The organism is Kitasatospora sp. McL0602 (genome assembly GCF_052076145.1).
In the GTDB taxonomy this organism is placed as follows: Bacteria; Actinomycetota; Actinomycetes; order Streptomycetales; family Streptomycetaceae; genus Kitasatospora.
On record NZ_CP197246.1, the window covers coordinates 1,021,389 to 1,038,183 of the forward strand.

A 16,795-nucleotide genomic window follows, 5' to 3' on the forward strand; every position below is an offset into this window, starting at 1 on the left:
TTGGCCTCTGGGCCTGGCGGGTATGTTCGCGGGCCGAGTGTCGAAGACGGCGCGATGGAGCTCGACCACGGCGAGACGGACCAACGAACGGCAGGGCTGCGCGTCGCGTGTGCACGCCCGTTGGACGCGCCGGGTATCTCGAGATCAGTGGACCTGCGCCGCGATGATCCGCGCGCACTCCAGGGCCTCGGTATGCGTCGTGTCCACCTCCAGGTCGTAGGACACCCCCTGGTGGACCAGCTCTGCCTGCGCTTCGGCCATCCCGGTGAGCCGGTCACCTCGTGCGACCTCGCAGCCCGCAGCGACCGCGCTCTCGCATCTGACGCCGACCCACAGCACCTGCAACCCGCCGAGAGCCTTCTGCCACCGCTGCTGGGACGCCGCTCCGCCGAGGAACACCTCGTCGACGACGACCCGAGCACCCGCGCGGGCCATCGCGGTGATCCCCTCGATCCACGCCTCCTCCAGTGCCCGGAACGCGGCCCCGACCACCACCTCGCCGTCCGGAGCGAACTCGATCCCCGCCTCCGACGCCCTCATCGACGCGGGCATGGCCTGGATCAACGTGTCGACCCCGAAGGCCAGCCACGGCTCCGGCAGGACCGCCTGCAGACACCGGGCGAGGCCGGACTTCCCCGAGCTGGAACCACCGTTGAGCACGATCACCTGGGTCATCACCGCCCCACAGTAGAGGCGCCGGAGCACCGACCCAATCCGATTTTGACCGGCCTGAGCACTACGGCGTGCTGACCGCTGACCGGGGAAGGCCACCACGCGCCTGGCCGGAGAGCCCCAACTCGCCCGCACGCAGCCCGGCCTGGAAGCGGGAGTCGGCCTCGAGCTTGGCCATCAGCTCGGCCACCCGCCGCCGATAGGTTCGCAGCGAGACCCCGAGCCGTCTGGCCGCCGATTCGTCGGTGAGTCCCGAACCGAGCGCGTCGAGGATCATGCGACCGTCGGCATCGAGGTGCGGGACGTCGCTGCGCAGGTAGGCGTCGAGGTCGACGGCGGTGTCCCAGATCGCGCGGAAGAGCGAGTGGACGCCCTCGACCAGGATCGGCGACGTCGTCACGGTGTACTCGCGGCCGGCGTGGGTCTCCTGTCCGGCCAGGATCATCACCCGCCGGTCGAGGAGGATGGTCTCGTGCGGCAGCAGCGAGCCGCTGATCCGTACGAGAGCGCCCTTGCTCTGCACCAGCCGCAGGTGCGCGCGGGCCTCCTCGTCGGCGAGCGCGACCGGGCTGAGCAGCTTACGAGTGGTGAAGTCCGAGGAAGCCGCAGCCCGCCACCTGTTCCGGATCGCGGCCCTGGCCTCCGGCTGCGACCAGGTCTTGAGATCCCGGGCGGCGCACAGGAACTCGGTCTGCACGGACTCGAAGAGATGACCTGCACGCGCGATCAACTCCGCGTCCCCTTGGACGGAATAGACTTGTTCGCTTCGCATCCCGCCAGTGTGGCAGCAAGCTGTCACGCCATGGCTGGGCATCGTGGCGGCGGACACCATGAGCGTCATGACGATCAAGACCTTCTCCCTCGGCGGAGACCTGACCATCAACCGGCTCGGCTTCGGCGCAATGCGCCTGGTGATGAACAGCTTTGATGGCCCGTCGCGACCGCCGGAGGGCGCCGTCGCGGTGCTCCGGCGCACGGTGGAACTGGGCGTGAACCACATCGACACGGCGGGCTTCTACGGCAGGGGAGCGGTCTGGGCCAACGACCTGATCCGCACGGCGCTGACCCCGTACCGGGACGACCTGGTGATCGCGACGAAGGTCGGGCCGCTGCGCGGGCCGGACGGTGTGCCGAGCGGGCAGGCAACACCTGACCAGCTGCGCGGCCTGGTCGAGGCGAATCTGCGCTCCCTCGGGCTGGACCGGCTCGATCTGGTCTACCTGCGGGTCGGCGGGATGACCGGACCGGGCGGCGAGTCGATCGCCGAACGGTTCGCGGTGCTGGCCGAGTTGCGCGCGGAGGGGCTGATCCGGCACCTGGGCGTCAGTAACGTCGACGCCGCCCAGCTCGCCGAGGCCCGGACGATCGCGCCCGTCTCGGCGGTTCAGAACCGGTACACCGATGATGCGGGGCTGCTCGCGGAATGCGAGGAAGGCGGCACTGCGTACGTGCCGTTCTTCCCGCTCGGCGGCGGCGTCGGTGGCCCGCCCGCGACCGAACGACTCGACAAGGTCGCAGCGCGCCTGGGCGCGACCGCCGCACAGGTCGGGATCGCCTCGCTCCTGGCGAAGTCCCCTTCGGTGCTGGCGATCCCGGGCACCGGCTCGCTCGATCACCTGGAGGAGAACATCGCTGCGAACGACCTCAACCTCAGCCACGAGGACCTCGCCGACCTACGAGGTTGACCGACCGCTTCGGGCTGCGGCAGTAGCTTGCGGCAGTAGGTTGTGACGATGACCGAATCCCTGCCGCCCGGCGGCGTTGTGCACAGTGCGGAGGAGCTGGACGCCCGGTGGGCACAGGCGTGGCGTCCCGAGCAGGTCGCGGAGCGGCTGAGCGGGGTCAGCACCACCTGGTGCATCGCGGCAGGCTGGGCGCTGGATCTGTTCCGTGGGAGGCAGTCGCGGCCGCACGGCGATCTGGAGATCGCGGTGCCCGCAGCGGGATTTCCGGCGATTCGGGGCCGCTTCCCCGAGTACGTGTTCGATGCGGCGGGTTCGGGACGGGTCTGGCCGGCAGCTGGGGCCGAGGCACTGGCAGCCACCCACCAGACCTGGCTGCGGGAGCCGGAAACCGGTCGGTTCCTGTTCGACGTCTTCCGCGAACCGCACGAGGGCGGGACTTGGATCTGCCGCCGGGACGCGAGCCTGCGACTGCCGTACGACGCGATCATCGAACGGACGGCGGACGGAATCCCCTACCTGGCACCGGAGTTGGTGCTGCTGTTCAAAGCGAAGGCGACGCGACCCAAGGACCAGGCGGACTTCGACGGTGTGCTGCCGCTGCTGAGCCGGGCCCGGCGGGACGCCCTCAGCGGTTGGCTGGAGCGCGTGCACCCCGGCCACCCCTGGCTGGCGACGCTGGCGGGGTAGCCCCTCGGGACCTGCCGGCGGACTGCCCTGACGCTACCCTCAAGATGCCGGCGAGCCGGGCGAGTTGCGAGCACTTCGGGGGAGTCGCCGTGGGGTCTGAAGCGAAGTGGGGCGCGGTCGCGGCAGTCGCAGGGGTGGTCGCCGCCCTGGTCGCCTTCCTGGCGTACGTCGCCCCGAGGCCCGGCCCTCCGCCGAAGCCCGGCTACCTCCTGCCGGTCACCAGCCCCTCGGCCCCTTCGCCAGCCCCGGCTTCGCCTTCAACCCCGGCCACCACCGCTCCCCCGGAGCCCGCGCCGAGCCCCTCCGCCTCCTCCCCCGCCATCTCCCCTACGCCGCACGCCCCTTCACCGGCCCCCGCACTGTCCCTGCCGCCGCTCCTCCCGGCAGGCTGCGACGAGGCTCTCGCCGTGATCCGGACCTACAACCGCACCGTCGGCCCGACCAGAACCAGCCAGGACGCGGCCGCCTCCCAGGCCTACCAGGGCATGATGCGAGCCGGCCTGGCCACCGACGGCGGCGCGGCCTACACGGTCATCGTTGCTCTCTCCGGCGACTTCAGCACCATGCGCTTCATCCTGGAGGGCGCCATCGCCGACGACTACGCCGCCGCCGTCAGCAGGACGAACAGTGACATCCAGACCCTCAACACCACCTGCAGCACTGGATGATGTTCACTCTTCGTAGTGAACCGCTCGACCTCGGGGGCGGCCGGAGTCGCTCAACCATCGGCGTGGCGTGGCAGTTTGGTCGAGAAAGCCCGATGAATCCGCCACCCGTGCAAGGGTGGGTGCACTACGCTACGTAGCGCAGAGCAGACAGAGATGACCCCGGCGGTGCGCCAACACCCCGGGGCCCGACAGCAGGAGCAGCAACTCCCAATGCGTGTACATCGTAGCGCCCACGTGCGCTCATTCACCGTCCTGCCGAACGGGCTCCTCCAGGACCGTCGGCTCAGCTACACCGCCCGCGGCCTGCTCGCCGACCTCCTCTCGCGCCCCGACGGCCGACGCGAGGACGGCCGTTCGATGGCCGACACCAGCCCGCAGGGGCGCGGCGCGATCCGCAAAGCCCTCAAAGAACTCACCGAAGCCGGGTACTACCGGGTCGTCAGAGTCCGGATGCCCGACGGCACGATCCGCAGCGAGGCCCACGCCTACGACACCCCGCAGCGCCCGGACCTGCCGGATGTCCCCCGTCCGACCCCCGGTGACGCGACCACCGGCCACCCTGACACCCCTCCTAAAAAGAACCCGGCCGAAGAACCCACCCTCCCCACCCCGCAAACCCAGCACGCCCGCGAAGCAATCGCGACACTGTTCCGGGTCATCCGGCCAGAACCACGCCTGCACCTGGGCGAAGCCGAAGCCCTGAAACTCGCCCCGCTCGTCACCCAGTGGCTCGAACGCGGCAGCAACATCACCCAGTTGACCCAGGCCCTGCTCCCCGGCCTGCCCACCACCGTGCACTCCCCCGCAGCCGTCCTCCGCCACCGGCTGACCCACAAAATGCCACCCGCCCCGGCCCCGCCCGCACCACCCCAGCGCCCCGAATGCCCCAAGTGCCATGACCCGGCAGCAAAGCCGGGCCTCTGCGGCCCGTGCGCAGGCCTCCACCCACGCCCGCTCGGGGTCGGCGGCGGCGCAGCAGCAACCCCCGGCGGCATCGCCCGAGTCCGCGCTGCCCTGCACGACGCCAAGGCCGCCCTGACCCTCGGACGCCTCACAGCCTCCTGAAGCTCCAGAGACCCCCGCGCCATATCGCCTGGTCGGCGGTCGGGCGAATCCTCTGTCGGCGGAGAACACATGACGAGTTGAGGCATCAATTCCATTGCGCGAACCATCATTTCATGGCCTGTTCGAGAGGACATTATGGTCGGATTCATGGAATGGAGCTTTCAGACAGCCGAAGAGTTGGCAGCCGCGATGCGTGCCGGTGAAGTGACGTCGGCGGAACTGACCGACGAGGCGATCGCCCGTATCGAGCGGGACGACAAGGCGGTCAACGCGATCTGTGTGCCGGACTTCGACCGCGCGCGGGCCGCCGCGCGTGACGCCGACCAGGCGCGTGCCCGCGGCGAGGACCGGCCGCTGCTGGGTATTCCGGTGACGGTCAAGGAGTCCTACAACGTCGCCGGGATGCCGACGACTTGGGGGATGCCGCAACACCGGGATTATGTGCCGGCCGAGGATGCGGTGCAGGTGTCGCGGCTCAGGGCAGCAGGCGCGGTGGTCCTCGGCAAGACCAATGTGCCCTTGGGGCTGCAGGACATCCAGAGCTTCAACGAGATCTACGGCACCACCAACAACCCGTGGGACCACGCCCGCACGCCGGGCGGATCCTCCGGCGGATCAGCGGCGGCTCTGGCGTGCGGATTCGGCGCGCTGTCGATCGGCTCCGACATCGGCGGTTCGCTGCGCACCCCCGCGCACTTCTGCGGTGTCTACGCACACAAGCCGACACTCGGGCTGGCGGCCAGCCGCGGGATGGTCCCGCCGACCGCACCGGCCTTGCCGGTCGACCTCGACCTCGCCGTCGTCGGTCCGATGGCGCGCACCGCCCGCGACCTCACCCTCCTGCTCGACGTCATGGCCGGACCGGATCCGCTGACGCTCGGCGTGGCGCACCAGTTGAGGTTGCCGCCCGCGCGCCACGAACGGCTCAGCGACTTCCGGGTGCTGATCCTCGACGAACATCCGCTCATCCCAACCGGGTCGGCGGTACGGGCCGGCGTGAAGCGAGTCGCCGACGCGCTCGTCGACGGCGGCGCCCATGTCGAACGGCACAGTCCGCTGCTACCCGATCTGGCCGAGGCCGGGACGGTCTACAGCCAGTTGCTGGTTTCGGGCTCCGTCGCACGTTTTCCCGTCGACTCGTACGATCAGCTGCGGGCCCGCGTCGCCGGACTGGGCGCGGACGACCAGAGCCTCGACGCGGCACGGCTGCGCGCCATGGTGTTCAGCCACGGCGACTGGCTCCAGGCGAACCACCGCCGCGAACTGCACCGCCACGGCTGGCGGCAACTGTTCGCGGAGTTCGATGTGGTGGTGTGCCCGATCACGCCCACCCCCGCGTTCCCGCACGACCACGACCCCAATCCGCTGGCACGCCGGATCGACATCGACGGCGTCGAGTACCCGTACTTCGACCAGCTCGTCTGGGCCGGCCTGGCCACCATGCCCGGCCTGCCCGCCACCGCCATACCGGCGGGCCGGGCCTCCGACGGCCTGCCGGTGGGAGTACAGCTCATCGGCCCGATGTTCGAGGACCGCACCCCGCTGCGGCTGGCCGAACTGCTCGAGCAGAAGATCGGCGGCTTCCAGGCACCGGAGTAGGGCCGACCACCGGACGTCCGTCGAGGATGGGCGAGCCGGCGGTCGAGGCCACAGAACTGGTCTCGCCCGCCTCCCCTTGGACGACGGGACGCTGCTGCCCGCCGTCGCTGGCGACAACGGCGGCGGTAGGGCTGCGGTGGTCCAGCCTGCGGGCCGCCGCAGCGCGAGCGCCGCCCGCGAGCGCACCGCCGCCCTGGCCCGAATCAGCCGGGAACCGGGCGGTTCTCGATCACCGGAGCCCTGTCCCCCAGCGGAGCGCTGTGCCAGCTTTCGAAGGCGCGCCGTGGGTGGTCGTGCAGCTCGGCGCGTCCGGTGGCCCAGAGCAGCGTGGGCCACCGGTCGGTGTCCGTGGGCGCCTCGGGGAAGAGCCGGGCCAGGGCCCGGTCGCACACGTCGGCGGGCGGGGTCCAGGGCAGCGCGAGACCTGCGGCGACATCGTGGGTGTGCACCAGGGTCTCCACCACCCCCATCGCGGCGAACCCTTCGGGGTCCGACACCCCGTAGGCGTGGAAGGCCCGGACCTGCGGGGACACGGTTCGGACCATGGCCGCCAGCAGCGCACCGCCGGTCTCCAGGACCTGCAGCAGCCCGGCGGGGCCGGCGGCACGGTCCACGAACACCACGTTGGGCGGCCCGTCCGGCCGGTCACGCTGCCAACGCAGCGGTACGAAGCCGTCCAACGGCGGTCGCTCCGGGCCGAGTTGCGCCGCATACGCGAACAGCCCGTCAGCAGTGTGCTCCAAGGTCTCCCAGCAGTCCCACGCCAACTCACCGGCCGGGACGCGCCAGTCCGCCGAGAAGGCGCTCGTCAGCGCCGTGACTGCACTCCGGACGGACAGCTCGACATCGGCCGCCGTGACCAGCCCCGACCCCGACCCCGACCCCGGTACCAACGCCCGCGCCGTCAACGATCCGACCTGGTGCGATCCACGATCCTCTGACATGGGGTCCGACACTAGCAACCCTGTACGAGGAGAATCGCCGGATGAGGATTCTGATCATCACCGCCGGTTCCCGGGGAGACGTCGCGCCGTTCACCGGGCTGGGGCGGCGCCTGCTCGATGCCGGGCACGAGGTCGCCGTGGCTGCTCATCAGTTGTTCGCCGCCCTCGTCGGCGGGTGCGGCCTCGAGCATCGGCCGCTGCCGGGAGACCCGGAGGAGCTCATCCGTGGCTGGGCCCAGGCAGGGTCGCGGGAGGAGGCTCGGGCGCTGACGAGGGCGTACGTCGACGGCCTCGCCGACGGTGTGGCGACGGCCGTGGCGGACGGCACCGACCTGGTGCTCACCGCCTTCGCTCCGGCGCCGCTGAGCCAGGCGGCCGGTGAGGCTCTCGGTGTCCCCGTCATCGACACCCACCTCGTACCGGCGGTCGCCACCAGGGAGTTCGCGCTGCCCGGCGCAGCGGACACCGACGGCTCGGGGCCGGAGGGCTACCTGGCTGCGGGTCAGGCGGTGGTGCGGGGTCGGGACGGCCTGTTCGCAGGTGCCGTTTCCCGGTTGCGCGACCGCCTCGGGCTGCCCACAGGCCCGCCGCCGGGAGGGGACCCCCGGCCCGTCTTCGCCGGCTTCAGCCCTCTGGTGGTGCCGCGGCCGGCCGACTGGCCGTCCCAGGTCGAGGTGACGGGGTACTGGTGGCCGTCCCGGCCGGACGGCTGGCGTCCTCCGGCCGATCTGGTCGACTTCCTCCAGGCGGGCCCGCCGCCGGTCTTCATCGGGTTCGGCAGCATGGCACCGGGCCAGGGGGAACGGCTCGGTGAGCTGGTGGCCGCAGCAGTGCAGCGGGCGGGGGTGCGTGCGGTGGTGCAGGCGGGGTGGGCCGGGCTGAGCGGTGGCGGCGACGACGTCCTGGCGATCGGGGATGTCCCGCACGACTGGCTCTTCCCACGCACGGCCGCCGTCGTGCACCACGCCGGGGCGGGAACTACCGGGGCGGGGCTGCGGGCCGGAGTGCCCGCCGTACCGGTGCCCGTCATGGCCGACCAGCCGTTCTGGGCAGCCCGGCTCCACCGGCTGGGAGTTGCTACCCGGCCCGTGCCGTTCGAGGATCTCACCGCCGAATCCCTCGGCACCGCGATCACGGCCTGCGTGACCGAGCCGGCCCACCGCCACCGCGCGGCCGAACTCGGCCGCCACATCGCCGAAGAGGACGGCGCCGCCGCGGTGCTCGCCCACATCGCCACCGGGTACGGCGGATAGCCGAGGCGCGGGCGCCGAGCAGCAGCCTCGTTCGTACCGGCCGGGCCGTGGGGGGAACCACCGGGGTCAGCCGGAGCAGGCGATGCGCTGGGCCTCCTGCCAGGTGCAGACGGGGCAGAGCGTGAGGCCGGGGTGGTCGGCAGGGAGTTCGGTGGGCTCGCCGCAGTGGACGCAGTCGGCGCGCGGGCCGTCGTCCTCGGCGGGGGTGAGGGCGAGGACGGGGTCGATGGTCGGTACGAGGTCGCAGCTCGGGGCCGGGCGGGAGCTCGGGGTGTCATCCGTCATGCGCCCATCCTGCCAGCCTGGCCGCCGGCCCAGCATCAGCCCGACTGGCCCCCGGCTGTCGCCCCGGCTGTCAGCCCAGGAAGGAGAGCCGGACGGTGCGCCGGGGGTTGTCGCCGTTGGTGTCGATCAGGACGATCGACTGCCAGATGCCGAGGGCGAGCCGGCCGCCGACCACGGGGAGGGTGGCGTGCGGGGCCACCAGGCCGGGGAGCACGTGGTCGCGGCCGTGGCCGGGGGTGCCGTGGCGGTGCCGCCAGCGGCTGTCGGCCGGGAGGAGGTCGCGCAGGACGGCGAGCAGGTCGTCGTCGCTGCCCGCGCCGGTCTCGATCACGGCGATCCCGGCGGTGGCGTGCGGGACGAAGATGTTCAGGAGTCCGTCACGTCCGGGTGCCGTGCTGTCGAGGAACGCGGCGCAGCGGTCGGTGATGTCGAGCGCAACCTCTTGGCTGCCGGTGGTGAGTTCGAAGGTGATGGTGTGAAAAGTGCTGGTGTGGGAGGTGTTGTCCGCCATGGGCCCATCCTGGCCCAGAGCGGCGGGCCGGTGCAGCCGACACCACGGCGGGCGGCGGGAGGGCTGACCGGAGCCGGGCATGCCACAGACCCGATGGACTGTTGGATCCATCGGGTCGGTTGGCCGAGGCCGGTGGGCCCTAGCCGCGCCCGCCGAACAGGCTTCGCTTCAGCCGCCTCAGCGGCGCCAGCAGCAGCACCCGCGCCGTACGGCGCGGAGCTGCGTGGGTGCTCACGCCTCGCGGCGTCAGCTCCCTTATGAGCCCCAGTGCCTCGGTGGTTTCGACCACCGAGATCGCCGGTGCTCCGAGCACGGCCAGGTGACGTTCGATCCGACGGCCGGTCGCGCCGACACCGCACTGGATCGCCGGCACCCGGGGCCGACTCCGCACTTGCATGACGTGTTCCATCAGTTTTCCCACCCCTACGAGGCGCCAGGGCCGTGAGGCGAAGACTATCCGTGAGAGACGGCCTTCGCGCAACCGTCCTGGTGTTCTGCCACCGTATCGTGCGAAGCGAACTGACGCTTCACCAGAATCCCGTGGCCTCGGTCACGACTGCGCATCAGCGTGCGGCGCGGAGCCCGGATCAAACCCGGAGTCGGAGGCCGGCAGCACGGACCGGCGTGCAGCTCAGGCCGTGCGCGTGGGGCGCACCACCAGTGGCTCGGGCGGGTCGAGGAGCGCGGAGGCGGCGTACCCGGAGAGGCCGAGGCCGGTGAAGGAGAGCAGGACGAGCAGCACCGCCCAGGCGCCGGGCGAGCTCCAGCTGATCCGGTCGCCGTACCGGAGGAGCCCGAGCAGGCCGAACGACCCGGTGCAGACCAGGGCGGCCATCCCGCTGCGTACGCGCCGGAGTTCGGCCTCTCGGACGCTGAGCAGCAGGGCGATTCCGAAGGTGAGGCACCAGGCGCCGAGGACCCGGACGTCGAGTGCGGTGACCGTCCAGGGCCAGTGGCGTGCGGTGGCGTCGGGGAAGGCGTAGAGGACTGCTCCGGCGGCGGTGACGACGGTGCCGTTGCCGATCATCGGGGCGGCGACCCAGCCGGGCAGGCGGGGCGGCCTGGGCGGCTCGGCGCCGGGGGTGCGCCACTGGGCGGCGAGGGCGGCCAGGCCGATCAGCGGGGCGACGGTGTGGACGCCGAGCCAGCCCCAGGCGGTGAGGACGGCAACCAGGGTGCCACCGGTGAGTTGGAGGGTGCCGTGCCCGGCCAGGAGGGCGCCGAGCATGAGCAGCATGAAGAGCGCGCTGGTGGCGGTGGCGACGCGCACCTTGACCCACTCCCCCGCTCGCAGGGCGAGGGCGAGCATGGCGGCGCTGCCGCCGTACGCCGCGCCGAGGAGGGTGGCGGTGGGGCCGCTCATCGGCCAGGCGAAGTAGCTCGCGGTGCTGCCGCTGAAGAAGGTGAGGGCAAGGAAGGTGCAGCCGGCGGCGAAGGCCAGCGGTGCCAGCATCAGCGCCTTGAGGGCCCGGCTGACCGGCCGGTGGGCTTGGGGCTGCTGGCTCACGGAGACTCCTGCGGGGGTGGCGGCTACCCTTATGAGACTTCGCGTCAATATAGGAGCCGGGGCGCCCTCCGGCAATGACCCTGACAGGCTTCAGGAATTGAACACATCCGAGGGATTGACGCGGTCGAAACCTACAAGCAATATCTCTAAGGACGCACGAAGGCCGGGAGCTCCCGACCCAGTGCGGCACAATGCACCAAGATCCGCTTCGACAGCTGAACACCAACGGCCACAGAAGCGATCGTCAGTACTTCCGACACCAGGGCAAGTCACTGTCCGGCCGTCTCGACGTTGCGGCGGCCCGGCTTCCCTGGTGGACGGACGGCGGCCGACCGTTGAGGGTCGGTCCGGTCGCCAACCAGACTGCCGGTGTCGCCGCTCGCACGGCGCGGCACCGGCGGTCGCACCCCCGGGCCGACCTACGCCTCCACCCGCCCTCCACGCGACCTCCACGCAAGGCGTTCACTCGGTCACCCACGGGCGCGAACCGGCAGTTCATCCAAGGTCGGTAGAGTGTCCTCCACCGGGCGACCTGCCGAAACCCAGGACCCTTCGCGGAGTGAAACGAGCGTGAGTCCTCTCCTCAGCATTGTGCTGCCAGTCCACGGCGTGGAGCGCTTCCTGCCGCGCTGCCTCGACTCGCTCGGCCTCACCGGCCCGGGGCGGCCGGGCAGCACCGACGCAGCGCTCGACGAGGTCGAGATCATCGCGGTCGACGACCTCTCACCCGACGGCTGTGGCGCGCTTCTCGACGCGTACGCCGCCCGCAACCCCGCGCTGCGCGTCCTGCACCTGGCCGAGAACCAGGGCCTCGGCGGCGCCCGCACCGCCGGACTGGCGGAGGCTACCGGCCGGTACGTCTGGTTCGTCGACAGCGACGACTGGCTGCCCGAGGACACCGTCGCCGCCCTCCTCGACGCACTGCGCGAGGACGGCGAGGCCGAGAGTCGGGAGAAGCCCACCGACGTCCTGCTCACCGACTTCAGCCACCACTACCCCGACGGCAGCAGCGAACCGAACCCCTGGCGCCACCTGCTGCGCGGCTCCCCGCTGGTCGGGGGCTGCACGGCGGCCCAGCACCCGGCGCTGCTGCAGACCGTGATGGCGGTGTGGAACAAGATCTTCCGCCGCGACTACCTGCTCGGCCTCGACGTCTCCTTCGGCCGGGGCTACTACGAGGACATCTCGGTCACCTACCCCGCCCTGCTGGCCGCCGGCCGCCTGCGCTACCTCGACCGCCCCTGCTACAACTACCGCCGGGGCCGCCCCGGGGCGATCACCAACACCGCCTCGCCCAAGCACGCGGACGCCTTCGCCCAGTACGACGCGATCTTCGCCTTCCTCGCCCGACGGCCCGTCGACCCGCTGACCGCGCGGCTGGTCTTCGACCGCACCGTCAAGCAGGCGCTGACGGTCTACGACACCCCCGGGCTGGTGCCGACCGGCCTGCGCGCCGACTTCTTCGCCCGGATCGCCGACCACATCGGCCGCCACCGCCCTGCGGGGTACCGCTACCCGAGCGGCCTGCGCGGCATCCAGTACCGGCTGGCCGCCATCGGCGCCCGGCGCGCGTACGGCGAACTGCGCCGCACCGGGCGCCTCCCGCGCGCCCTGCGCAGGCAGGCCCGCGCCGTCGCGCCCGTGCTGCGCCGTGGAGTGCGCAGCGGGGCCCGCTTCACCGCGTACAACGCCTTCCGGCGGCTGCCGCTGGACGGGCAGCTCGCCGTCTACGCCGCGTACTGGCACCGGGGTTACGCCTGCAACCCCGCCGCGATCTACGAGAAGGCGCGCGAGCTGGCGCCGCAGGTTCGCGGTGTCTGGGTGGTCGAGACCAGGGCCCAGGCCGCCACGCTGCCCGCCGGGGTGCCGTACGTGCTACTGAACTCGCCGGGCTACCTGCGGGCGATGGCCACCGCCAAGTACTTCGTCAACAACGTCAACTTCCCGCACACCATGGCGAAGCGGCCCGGCACCGTGCACCTCCAGACCCAGCACGGCACCCCGCTCAAGACCATGGGCATGGACCTGAGGGACCATCCGGTCGCCGCCGACGGCATGGACTTCGACCGGCTGCTGGAGGCCGTCGGGCGCTGGGACTACCTGGTCTCCCCCAACCCGCACACCAGCGAGCACTTCGGCCGGGCCTTCCCCGGCCGGTACGAGATGCTGGAGACCGGCTACCCGCGCAACGACCGGCTCGCCCTCGCGACGGCCGCCGAGACGGCCGCCGTCCGCGAACGGCTCGGCCTGGCACCCGGGCAGCGGACCGTCCTCTACGCCCCCACCCACCGGGAGGGCCAGGGCGGGTACGTACCGCTGGCCGACCTCGGTGAGCTGGCCGCCGCGCTCGGCCCCTCGTACACCCTGCTGGTGCGCACCCACTACTTCCACACCGGCGGGCCGGGCGACCTGACGGCCGGTGAGGGCTCGGCGGCGATCGTCGACGTCTCCGCGCACCCGACCGTCGAGGACCTCTACCTCGCGGCCGACGTGCTGGTCACCGACTACTCGTCGATGATGTTCGACTACGCCGTCCTGGACCGCCCGATCGTCGTCTTCGCCCCCGACTGGGACGAGTACCGCCGCGTCCGGGGCGTCTACTTCGACCTGCTCGCCGCTCCCCCCGGCGCGGTCGCCACCGACCCGGCCGAGCTCGCCGAGGCCCTCCTCGCGGGCGACCCGGCCCCGGCCGCCCGCCGGGCCTTCCGGGACCGGTTCTGCCCCTGGGACGACGGGCACGCGGCGGAGCGGGTCGTCCGCAAGGTCTTCCCGGTGAGCCCGGGGGCCCGCCAGGGGCACGAGGAGCTGGGCGGCGGCACGACATCGGCCTCGGCGTCAGCTCCGCTGTCGAGCAGCTCGTCGAAGTCCTAGCGGTCGTCTTCAGAGCTGACCCACGAATCCTGCCGAGCCGCCGTCACCATCGCCCTTCAGGTGGTGGGCGAGGAACGAGACGGTGCGGTCGAGGAGGGCGCGCGGGTCGGGGGCGCCGATGAAGATGTGGTCGGCGCCAGGGACGGTCACCAGTTCCACCTCGGTGTGGGGGCGGAGGCGTTCGGCGAGGAGCTCGCTCTGGTGGTACGGGACGACCTGGTCGGCGGTGCCGTGGATGATCAGGAAGGGCGGGACCGGGTGGTCCGCGTAGTCGATCGCGTTGGCGGCCGCGGCGATCTCGGGGCGGTCCGCCGGGCTGCCGCCGAGCAGGGCGTGGAGCGGGTTGCCGACCGGGGGATGGCACAGGGCCTCGGGGAAGGCGGCGGCAGCGGTGACGATCTCGACCGGGCCGTACCAGTCGACGACGGCCCGCAGGCCGCCGTCGACGGTACCGGTGACGCCGGCATCGCCTTCGAGGTCGAGGCCCGCCGGGGAGGTGGCCGGGGCCAGGGCGGCCAGGACGGCCAGGTGGGCACCGGCCGACTCGCCGAACAGGCCGATCCGGCCGGGGTCGAGGCCGAGGTCGGCGGCGAAGTGCCGGACGTAGCGGAGAGCGGCGCGGACGTCGTGGAGCTGCGCGGGGAAGGGGGCTTCGAGGCTGTGCCGGTAGTCGGGCGAGACGACGGCCAGGCCCACGGCGAGGAAGGCCCCGAAGAGTAGCTCCGCGGGGAAGGTCGGCGGCGGGTAGCGGCGGTCGCCCTCGGCCCAGCCGCCGCCGTGGATCCAGAGGACGACGGGTACCGGCTCGGGCCCGCGCGGCGGAAGGTGGATGTCGAGTAGCAGCGGCCGGTAGCCGGAGACCGCCGCGTAGGTGGCACCGTCGAAGCGGCGGCTCCCGTCGGCCGCGACCACCGGTGCGGGCGGCGGCAGGTAGGCCGGCGGCAGCAGGGGTGCGTCGGGCCGGATCGGCTGCTGCTCGGGCATGGAGATTCCTCTCGGTTCGGACGGATCGTGTCCCCCGGCCCGCAGCGGCGACGGCAGCGCGGGCGGCGAGTCGGGGAGAACCGCCCGGACGGCTCTGGGCGCAGCGTCAGAACGGCCACGCCGGGAGAGTGCGTCTGCGGGCGATCCGGCCGAGCCAGCGCGCGGAGGGCTTGGGGGCGCGCAGGAAGGTCCGCGGATCGACGGCGATCAGGCCGAAGGTGGGCCGGGAAGTGCCCCACTCGTGGGTGTCGAGGGCGCTCCGGTGCAGATAGCCCCGGATGTCGAGACCGTCGGCGAGTGCCTCGGCGAGGCCGCTCAGTGCCTGTTGGGTGTACGCGATGCGGCGCTCGTCGTCGGTGGTGGCGATGCCGTTCTCGGTCACGACGATCGGCACGTTGCCGACCACGGCGGCGGCGTGGCGCAGCGCCTCGCCCAGCGCGGATGGGTAGAACTCCCAGCCGTTGAGGGCGAGTTCGGCCCCGGCGGGCGGCGGCAGCGGCCCGTCCGGGCCGACCCGGGTGCGGGTGTACGCCTGCACGCCGACCCAGTCGTCGCCCCGGGCGGCTTCGAGGAAGACGTCCTCGCGGGGGCGCCGGTAGGCAGCCGTGGCCGCCGCGCCTCCCCGGACGGCCTGGCAGACCTGGCTCGCCACCGACCAGCCGGCCTTGAGTTGCGGGGAGATCGCCCTGAGCTCGGCGACGGCGGCCCGGTGGGCCTCGATCAGGACGGCCGTCAGCTCCGGGTCGGGCAGCGGGAGGCCGACTGGCGGGGAGGTGACAGCAGCCCCGGCGGCGAAGGCGGCCACCACGTTGGGCTCGTTGACGGTGCAGACGTACTCGACACCCTCGCCGAGGACGGGTGCCGTGGCGGCCACGTACCGGGCGAATCGCTCGACGGCGTCCGGGGCCCGCCAGCCGCCGCGCTCGGCGAACCAGCGCGGCACGGTGAGGTGGTGCAGCGTGACCATCGGGCGCAGGCCCCGCTCGCGGGAGCCGTCGACCATCCGGCGGTAGTGGGCCAGGGCGGCCCGGGAGAAGCGGCCGGGGGCGGGCTCGATCCGGGCCCACTCGATGCCGAACCGGTAGTCGGTGAAGCCGAGTTCGGCGAGCAGGTCCATGTCGACGGGCCAGCGGTGGTAGCTGTCGGCGGCGTCGCCGCTGAGCTCGGGGAGCAGGGCGCCGCCGTGTTCGAGCGGCCACCGGTCGCTGTTGGTGTTGTTGCCCTCGGTCTGATGGGCGGAGGTGGAGGCGCCGAAGAGGAATCCGGCCGGGAAGGGGGTGCCCTGGGCGCAGGCGAGCATGGCAGGGGTCCTTTGGGGTGGGGGCGGGCGGGGTGGGAACCGTCCGGTCCTGCCACGGTAAATCTGAAAACCTAGTGAAGCAAGGTTTTGAAGAAACGGGTGCCCGGCTACAGTGCGAAGGTGAGTACGCGTGGCCCCCGGGGCCCCTATGCCAAGAGCGCGGCCAAGCGGCAGCTGATCCTCGACGCCGCCCTGGCGGCCTACGCGGAGGCGGGCAGCCGGGGCGTGTCGGTCCGCGACATCGGCGAACGGGTCGGTCTGACCGACGCCGGGGTGCTGCACCACTTCGGCAGCCGCGAGGCGCTGCTGACCGCCGTGCTGGCGGCCCGGGATGTCGCGGCGGCCGAGCGCTACGGCGAGGAGGAGTCGCTGTGGCGCCCCGACCTGCTCGCGGAGAACGCCCGGACACCCGGGCTGGTCAAACTGTTCGTCGATCTGGCGGCGGCCGGGGCCGAGCCGGGCCACCCGGCGCACGAGTTCTTCACCGAGCGGTACGAGACCCTGCGGGCCCGCTACACCGGAGCGCTGGCCGACGGCCGGGCGGGCGCACCGCAGGAGCGGGAGGCGGACGCCGCCTGGGCGGCCCGGGTGCTGCTGGCCGCCACCGACGGGCTGCAGGTGCAGTGGCTGCTCGAACCGTCCATCGACATGGCGGCGGACATCGCCCGGCTGCGGGAGGTGCTCCTCGCGGCACTGCACGGCACGGCGCAGGGGTGAGGGCACCCCGGGAGGCCCGGCCGGGGCCCGGGGCGCCGTCGGCCCAG

Annotated in this window: 17 protein-coding genes; 8 read left to right on the forward strand and 9 right to left on the reverse strand. The window is 72.4% G+C overall.

Going from position 1 to position 16,795, the window contains the following annotated elements; translation table 11 throughout:
• Nucleotides 1-144: 144 nt before the first annotated feature.
• Both cpt and ACR68M_RS04830 read right to left on the reverse strand, forming a co-directional pair.
• On the reverse strand, nt 145-675 hold the full coding sequence (cpt, locus tag ACR68M_RS04825) for a chloramphenicol phosphotransferase CPT (RefSeq protein WP_441249147.1): 531 nt from the start codon (nt 673-675) through the stop codon (nt 145-147).
• Between the two features lie 61 nt (nt 676-736).
• Entirely contained in the window at nt 737-1,444 is a 708-nt protein-coding gene (locus ACR68M_RS04830; protein ID WP_441249148.1) for a DNA-binding response regulator, read from the reverse strand.
• A 67-nt stretch (nt 1,445-1,511) separates the two neighbouring features.
• On the opposite strand from ACR68M_RS04830, the gene ACR68M_RS04835 reads away from it, so the two are divergent.
• The 5 genes from ACR68M_RS04835 (at nt 1,512) to ACR68M_RS04855 (ending at nt 6,376) form a co-directional block, all read left to right on the forward strand.
• On the forward strand, nt 1,512-2,357 hold the full coding sequence (locus ACR68M_RS04835; RefSeq protein ID WP_441249149.1) for an oxidoreductase: 846 nt from the start codon (nt 1,512-1,514) through the stop codon (nt 2,355-2,357).
• 48 nt (nt 2,358-2,405) lie between these two features.
• Nucleotides 2,406-3,044: a nucleotidyltransferase domain-containing protein gene (locus ACR68M_RS04840; protein ID WP_441249150.1), complete on the forward strand. Its 639-nt coding sequence runs from the start codon at nt 2,406-2,408 to the stop codon at nt 3,042-3,044.
• Between the two features lie 89 nt (nt 3,045-3,133).
• Nucleotides 3,134-3,712, forward strand: coding sequence for a hypothetical protein (locus tag ACR68M_RS04845; protein ID WP_441249151.1), 579 nt, complete (start codon nt 3,134-3,136; stop codon nt 3,710-3,712).
• Nucleotides 3,713-3,946: 234 nt separating this feature from the next.
• Nucleotides 3,947-4,777, forward strand: a complete 831-nt coding sequence (locus ACR68M_RS04850) for a hypothetical protein (protein WP_441249152.1) — start codon at nt 3,947-3,949, stop codon at nt 4,775-4,777.
• Between the two features lie 147 nt (nt 4,778-4,924).
• Nucleotides 4,925-6,376 (forward strand): amidase, encoded by a 1,452-nt coding sequence (locus tag ACR68M_RS04855; RefSeq protein WP_441249153.1) that lies wholly within the window; start codon nt 4,925-4,927, stop codon nt 6,374-6,376.
• A gap of 203 nt (nt 6,377-6,579) precedes the next feature.
• Here the strand turns inward: ACR68M_RS04855 and ACR68M_RS04860 are convergent, their stop codons facing one another.
• Complete coding sequence (locus ACR68M_RS04860; protein ID WP_441249154.1) at nt 6,580-7,320, reverse strand: hypothetical protein; 741 nt, start codon at nt 7,318-7,320, stop codon at nt 6,580-6,582.
• A 41-nt stretch (nt 7,321-7,361) separates the two neighbouring features.
• Here ACR68M_RS04860 and ACR68M_RS04865 point away from each other — a divergent pair, with 41 nt between their 5' ends.
• Complete coding sequence (locus tag ACR68M_RS04865; protein ID WP_441249155.1) at nt 7,362-8,573, forward strand: glycosyltransferase; 1,212 nt, start codon at nt 7,362-7,364, stop codon at nt 8,571-8,573.
• 66 nt (nt 8,574-8,639) lie between these two features.
• Here ACR68M_RS04865 and ACR68M_RS04870 read toward each other — a convergent pair whose 3' ends face one another.
• From ACR68M_RS04870 to ACR68M_RS04885, 4 genes are all read right to left on the reverse strand, one after another.
• Nucleotides 8,640-8,858, reverse strand: coding sequence for a hypothetical protein (locus ACR68M_RS04870; RefSeq protein WP_441249156.1), 219 nt, complete (start codon nt 8,856-8,858; stop codon nt 8,640-8,642).
• A gap of 70 nt (nt 8,859-8,928) precedes the next feature.
• A complete protein-coding gene (locus ACR68M_RS04875; protein ID WP_441249157.1) occupies nt 8,929-9,369 on the reverse strand; it encodes a YjbQ family protein in 441 nt (146 codons plus the stop codon).
• Between the two features lie 139 nt (nt 9,370-9,508).
• A complete protein-coding gene (locus ACR68M_RS04880) occupies nt 9,509-9,766 on the reverse strand; it encodes a hypothetical protein (protein WP_441249158.1) in 258 nt (85 codons plus the stop codon).
• Nucleotides 9,767-10,000: 234 nt separating this feature from the next.
• Nucleotides 10,001-10,876, reverse strand: coding sequence for a hypothetical protein (locus tag ACR68M_RS04885; RefSeq protein ID WP_441249159.1), 876 nt, complete (start codon nt 10,874-10,876; stop codon nt 10,001-10,003).
• A 570-nt stretch (nt 10,877-11,446) separates the two neighbouring features.
• Here ACR68M_RS04885 and ACR68M_RS04890 point away from each other — a divergent pair.
• A complete protein-coding gene (locus ACR68M_RS04890) occupies nt 11,447-13,747 on the forward strand; it encodes a bifunctional glycosyltransferase/CDP-glycerol:glycerophosphate glycerophosphotransferase (RefSeq protein ID WP_441249160.1) in 2,301 nt (766 codons plus the stop codon).
• A 9-nt stretch (nt 13,748-13,756) separates the two neighbouring features.
• On the opposite strand, the gene ACR68M_RS04895 is transcribed toward ACR68M_RS04890, so the two are convergent.
• Entirely contained in the window at nt 13,757-14,731 is a 975-nt protein-coding gene (locus tag ACR68M_RS04895; RefSeq protein ID WP_441249161.1) for an alpha/beta hydrolase fold domain-containing protein, read from the reverse strand.
• A 106-nt stretch (nt 14,732-14,837) separates the two neighbouring features.
• Nucleotides 14,838-16,031, reverse strand: coding sequence for a glycoside hydrolase family 1 protein (locus tag ACR68M_RS04900; RefSeq protein ID WP_441249162.1), 1,194 nt, complete (start codon nt 16,029-16,031; stop codon nt 14,838-14,840).
• 120 nt (nt 16,032-16,151) lie between these two features.
• Here ACR68M_RS04900 and ACR68M_RS04905 point away from each other — a divergent pair, with 120 nt between their 5' ends.
• The gene (locus tag ACR68M_RS04905) at nt 16,152-16,748 is read left to right on the forward strand and encodes a TetR family transcriptional regulator (RefSeq protein WP_441249163.1); all 597 of its coding nucleotides are present in this window, start codon (nt 16,152-16,154) and stop codon (nt 16,746-16,748) included.
• The last annotated feature ends 47 nt before the right edge of the window (nt 16,749-16,795 follow it).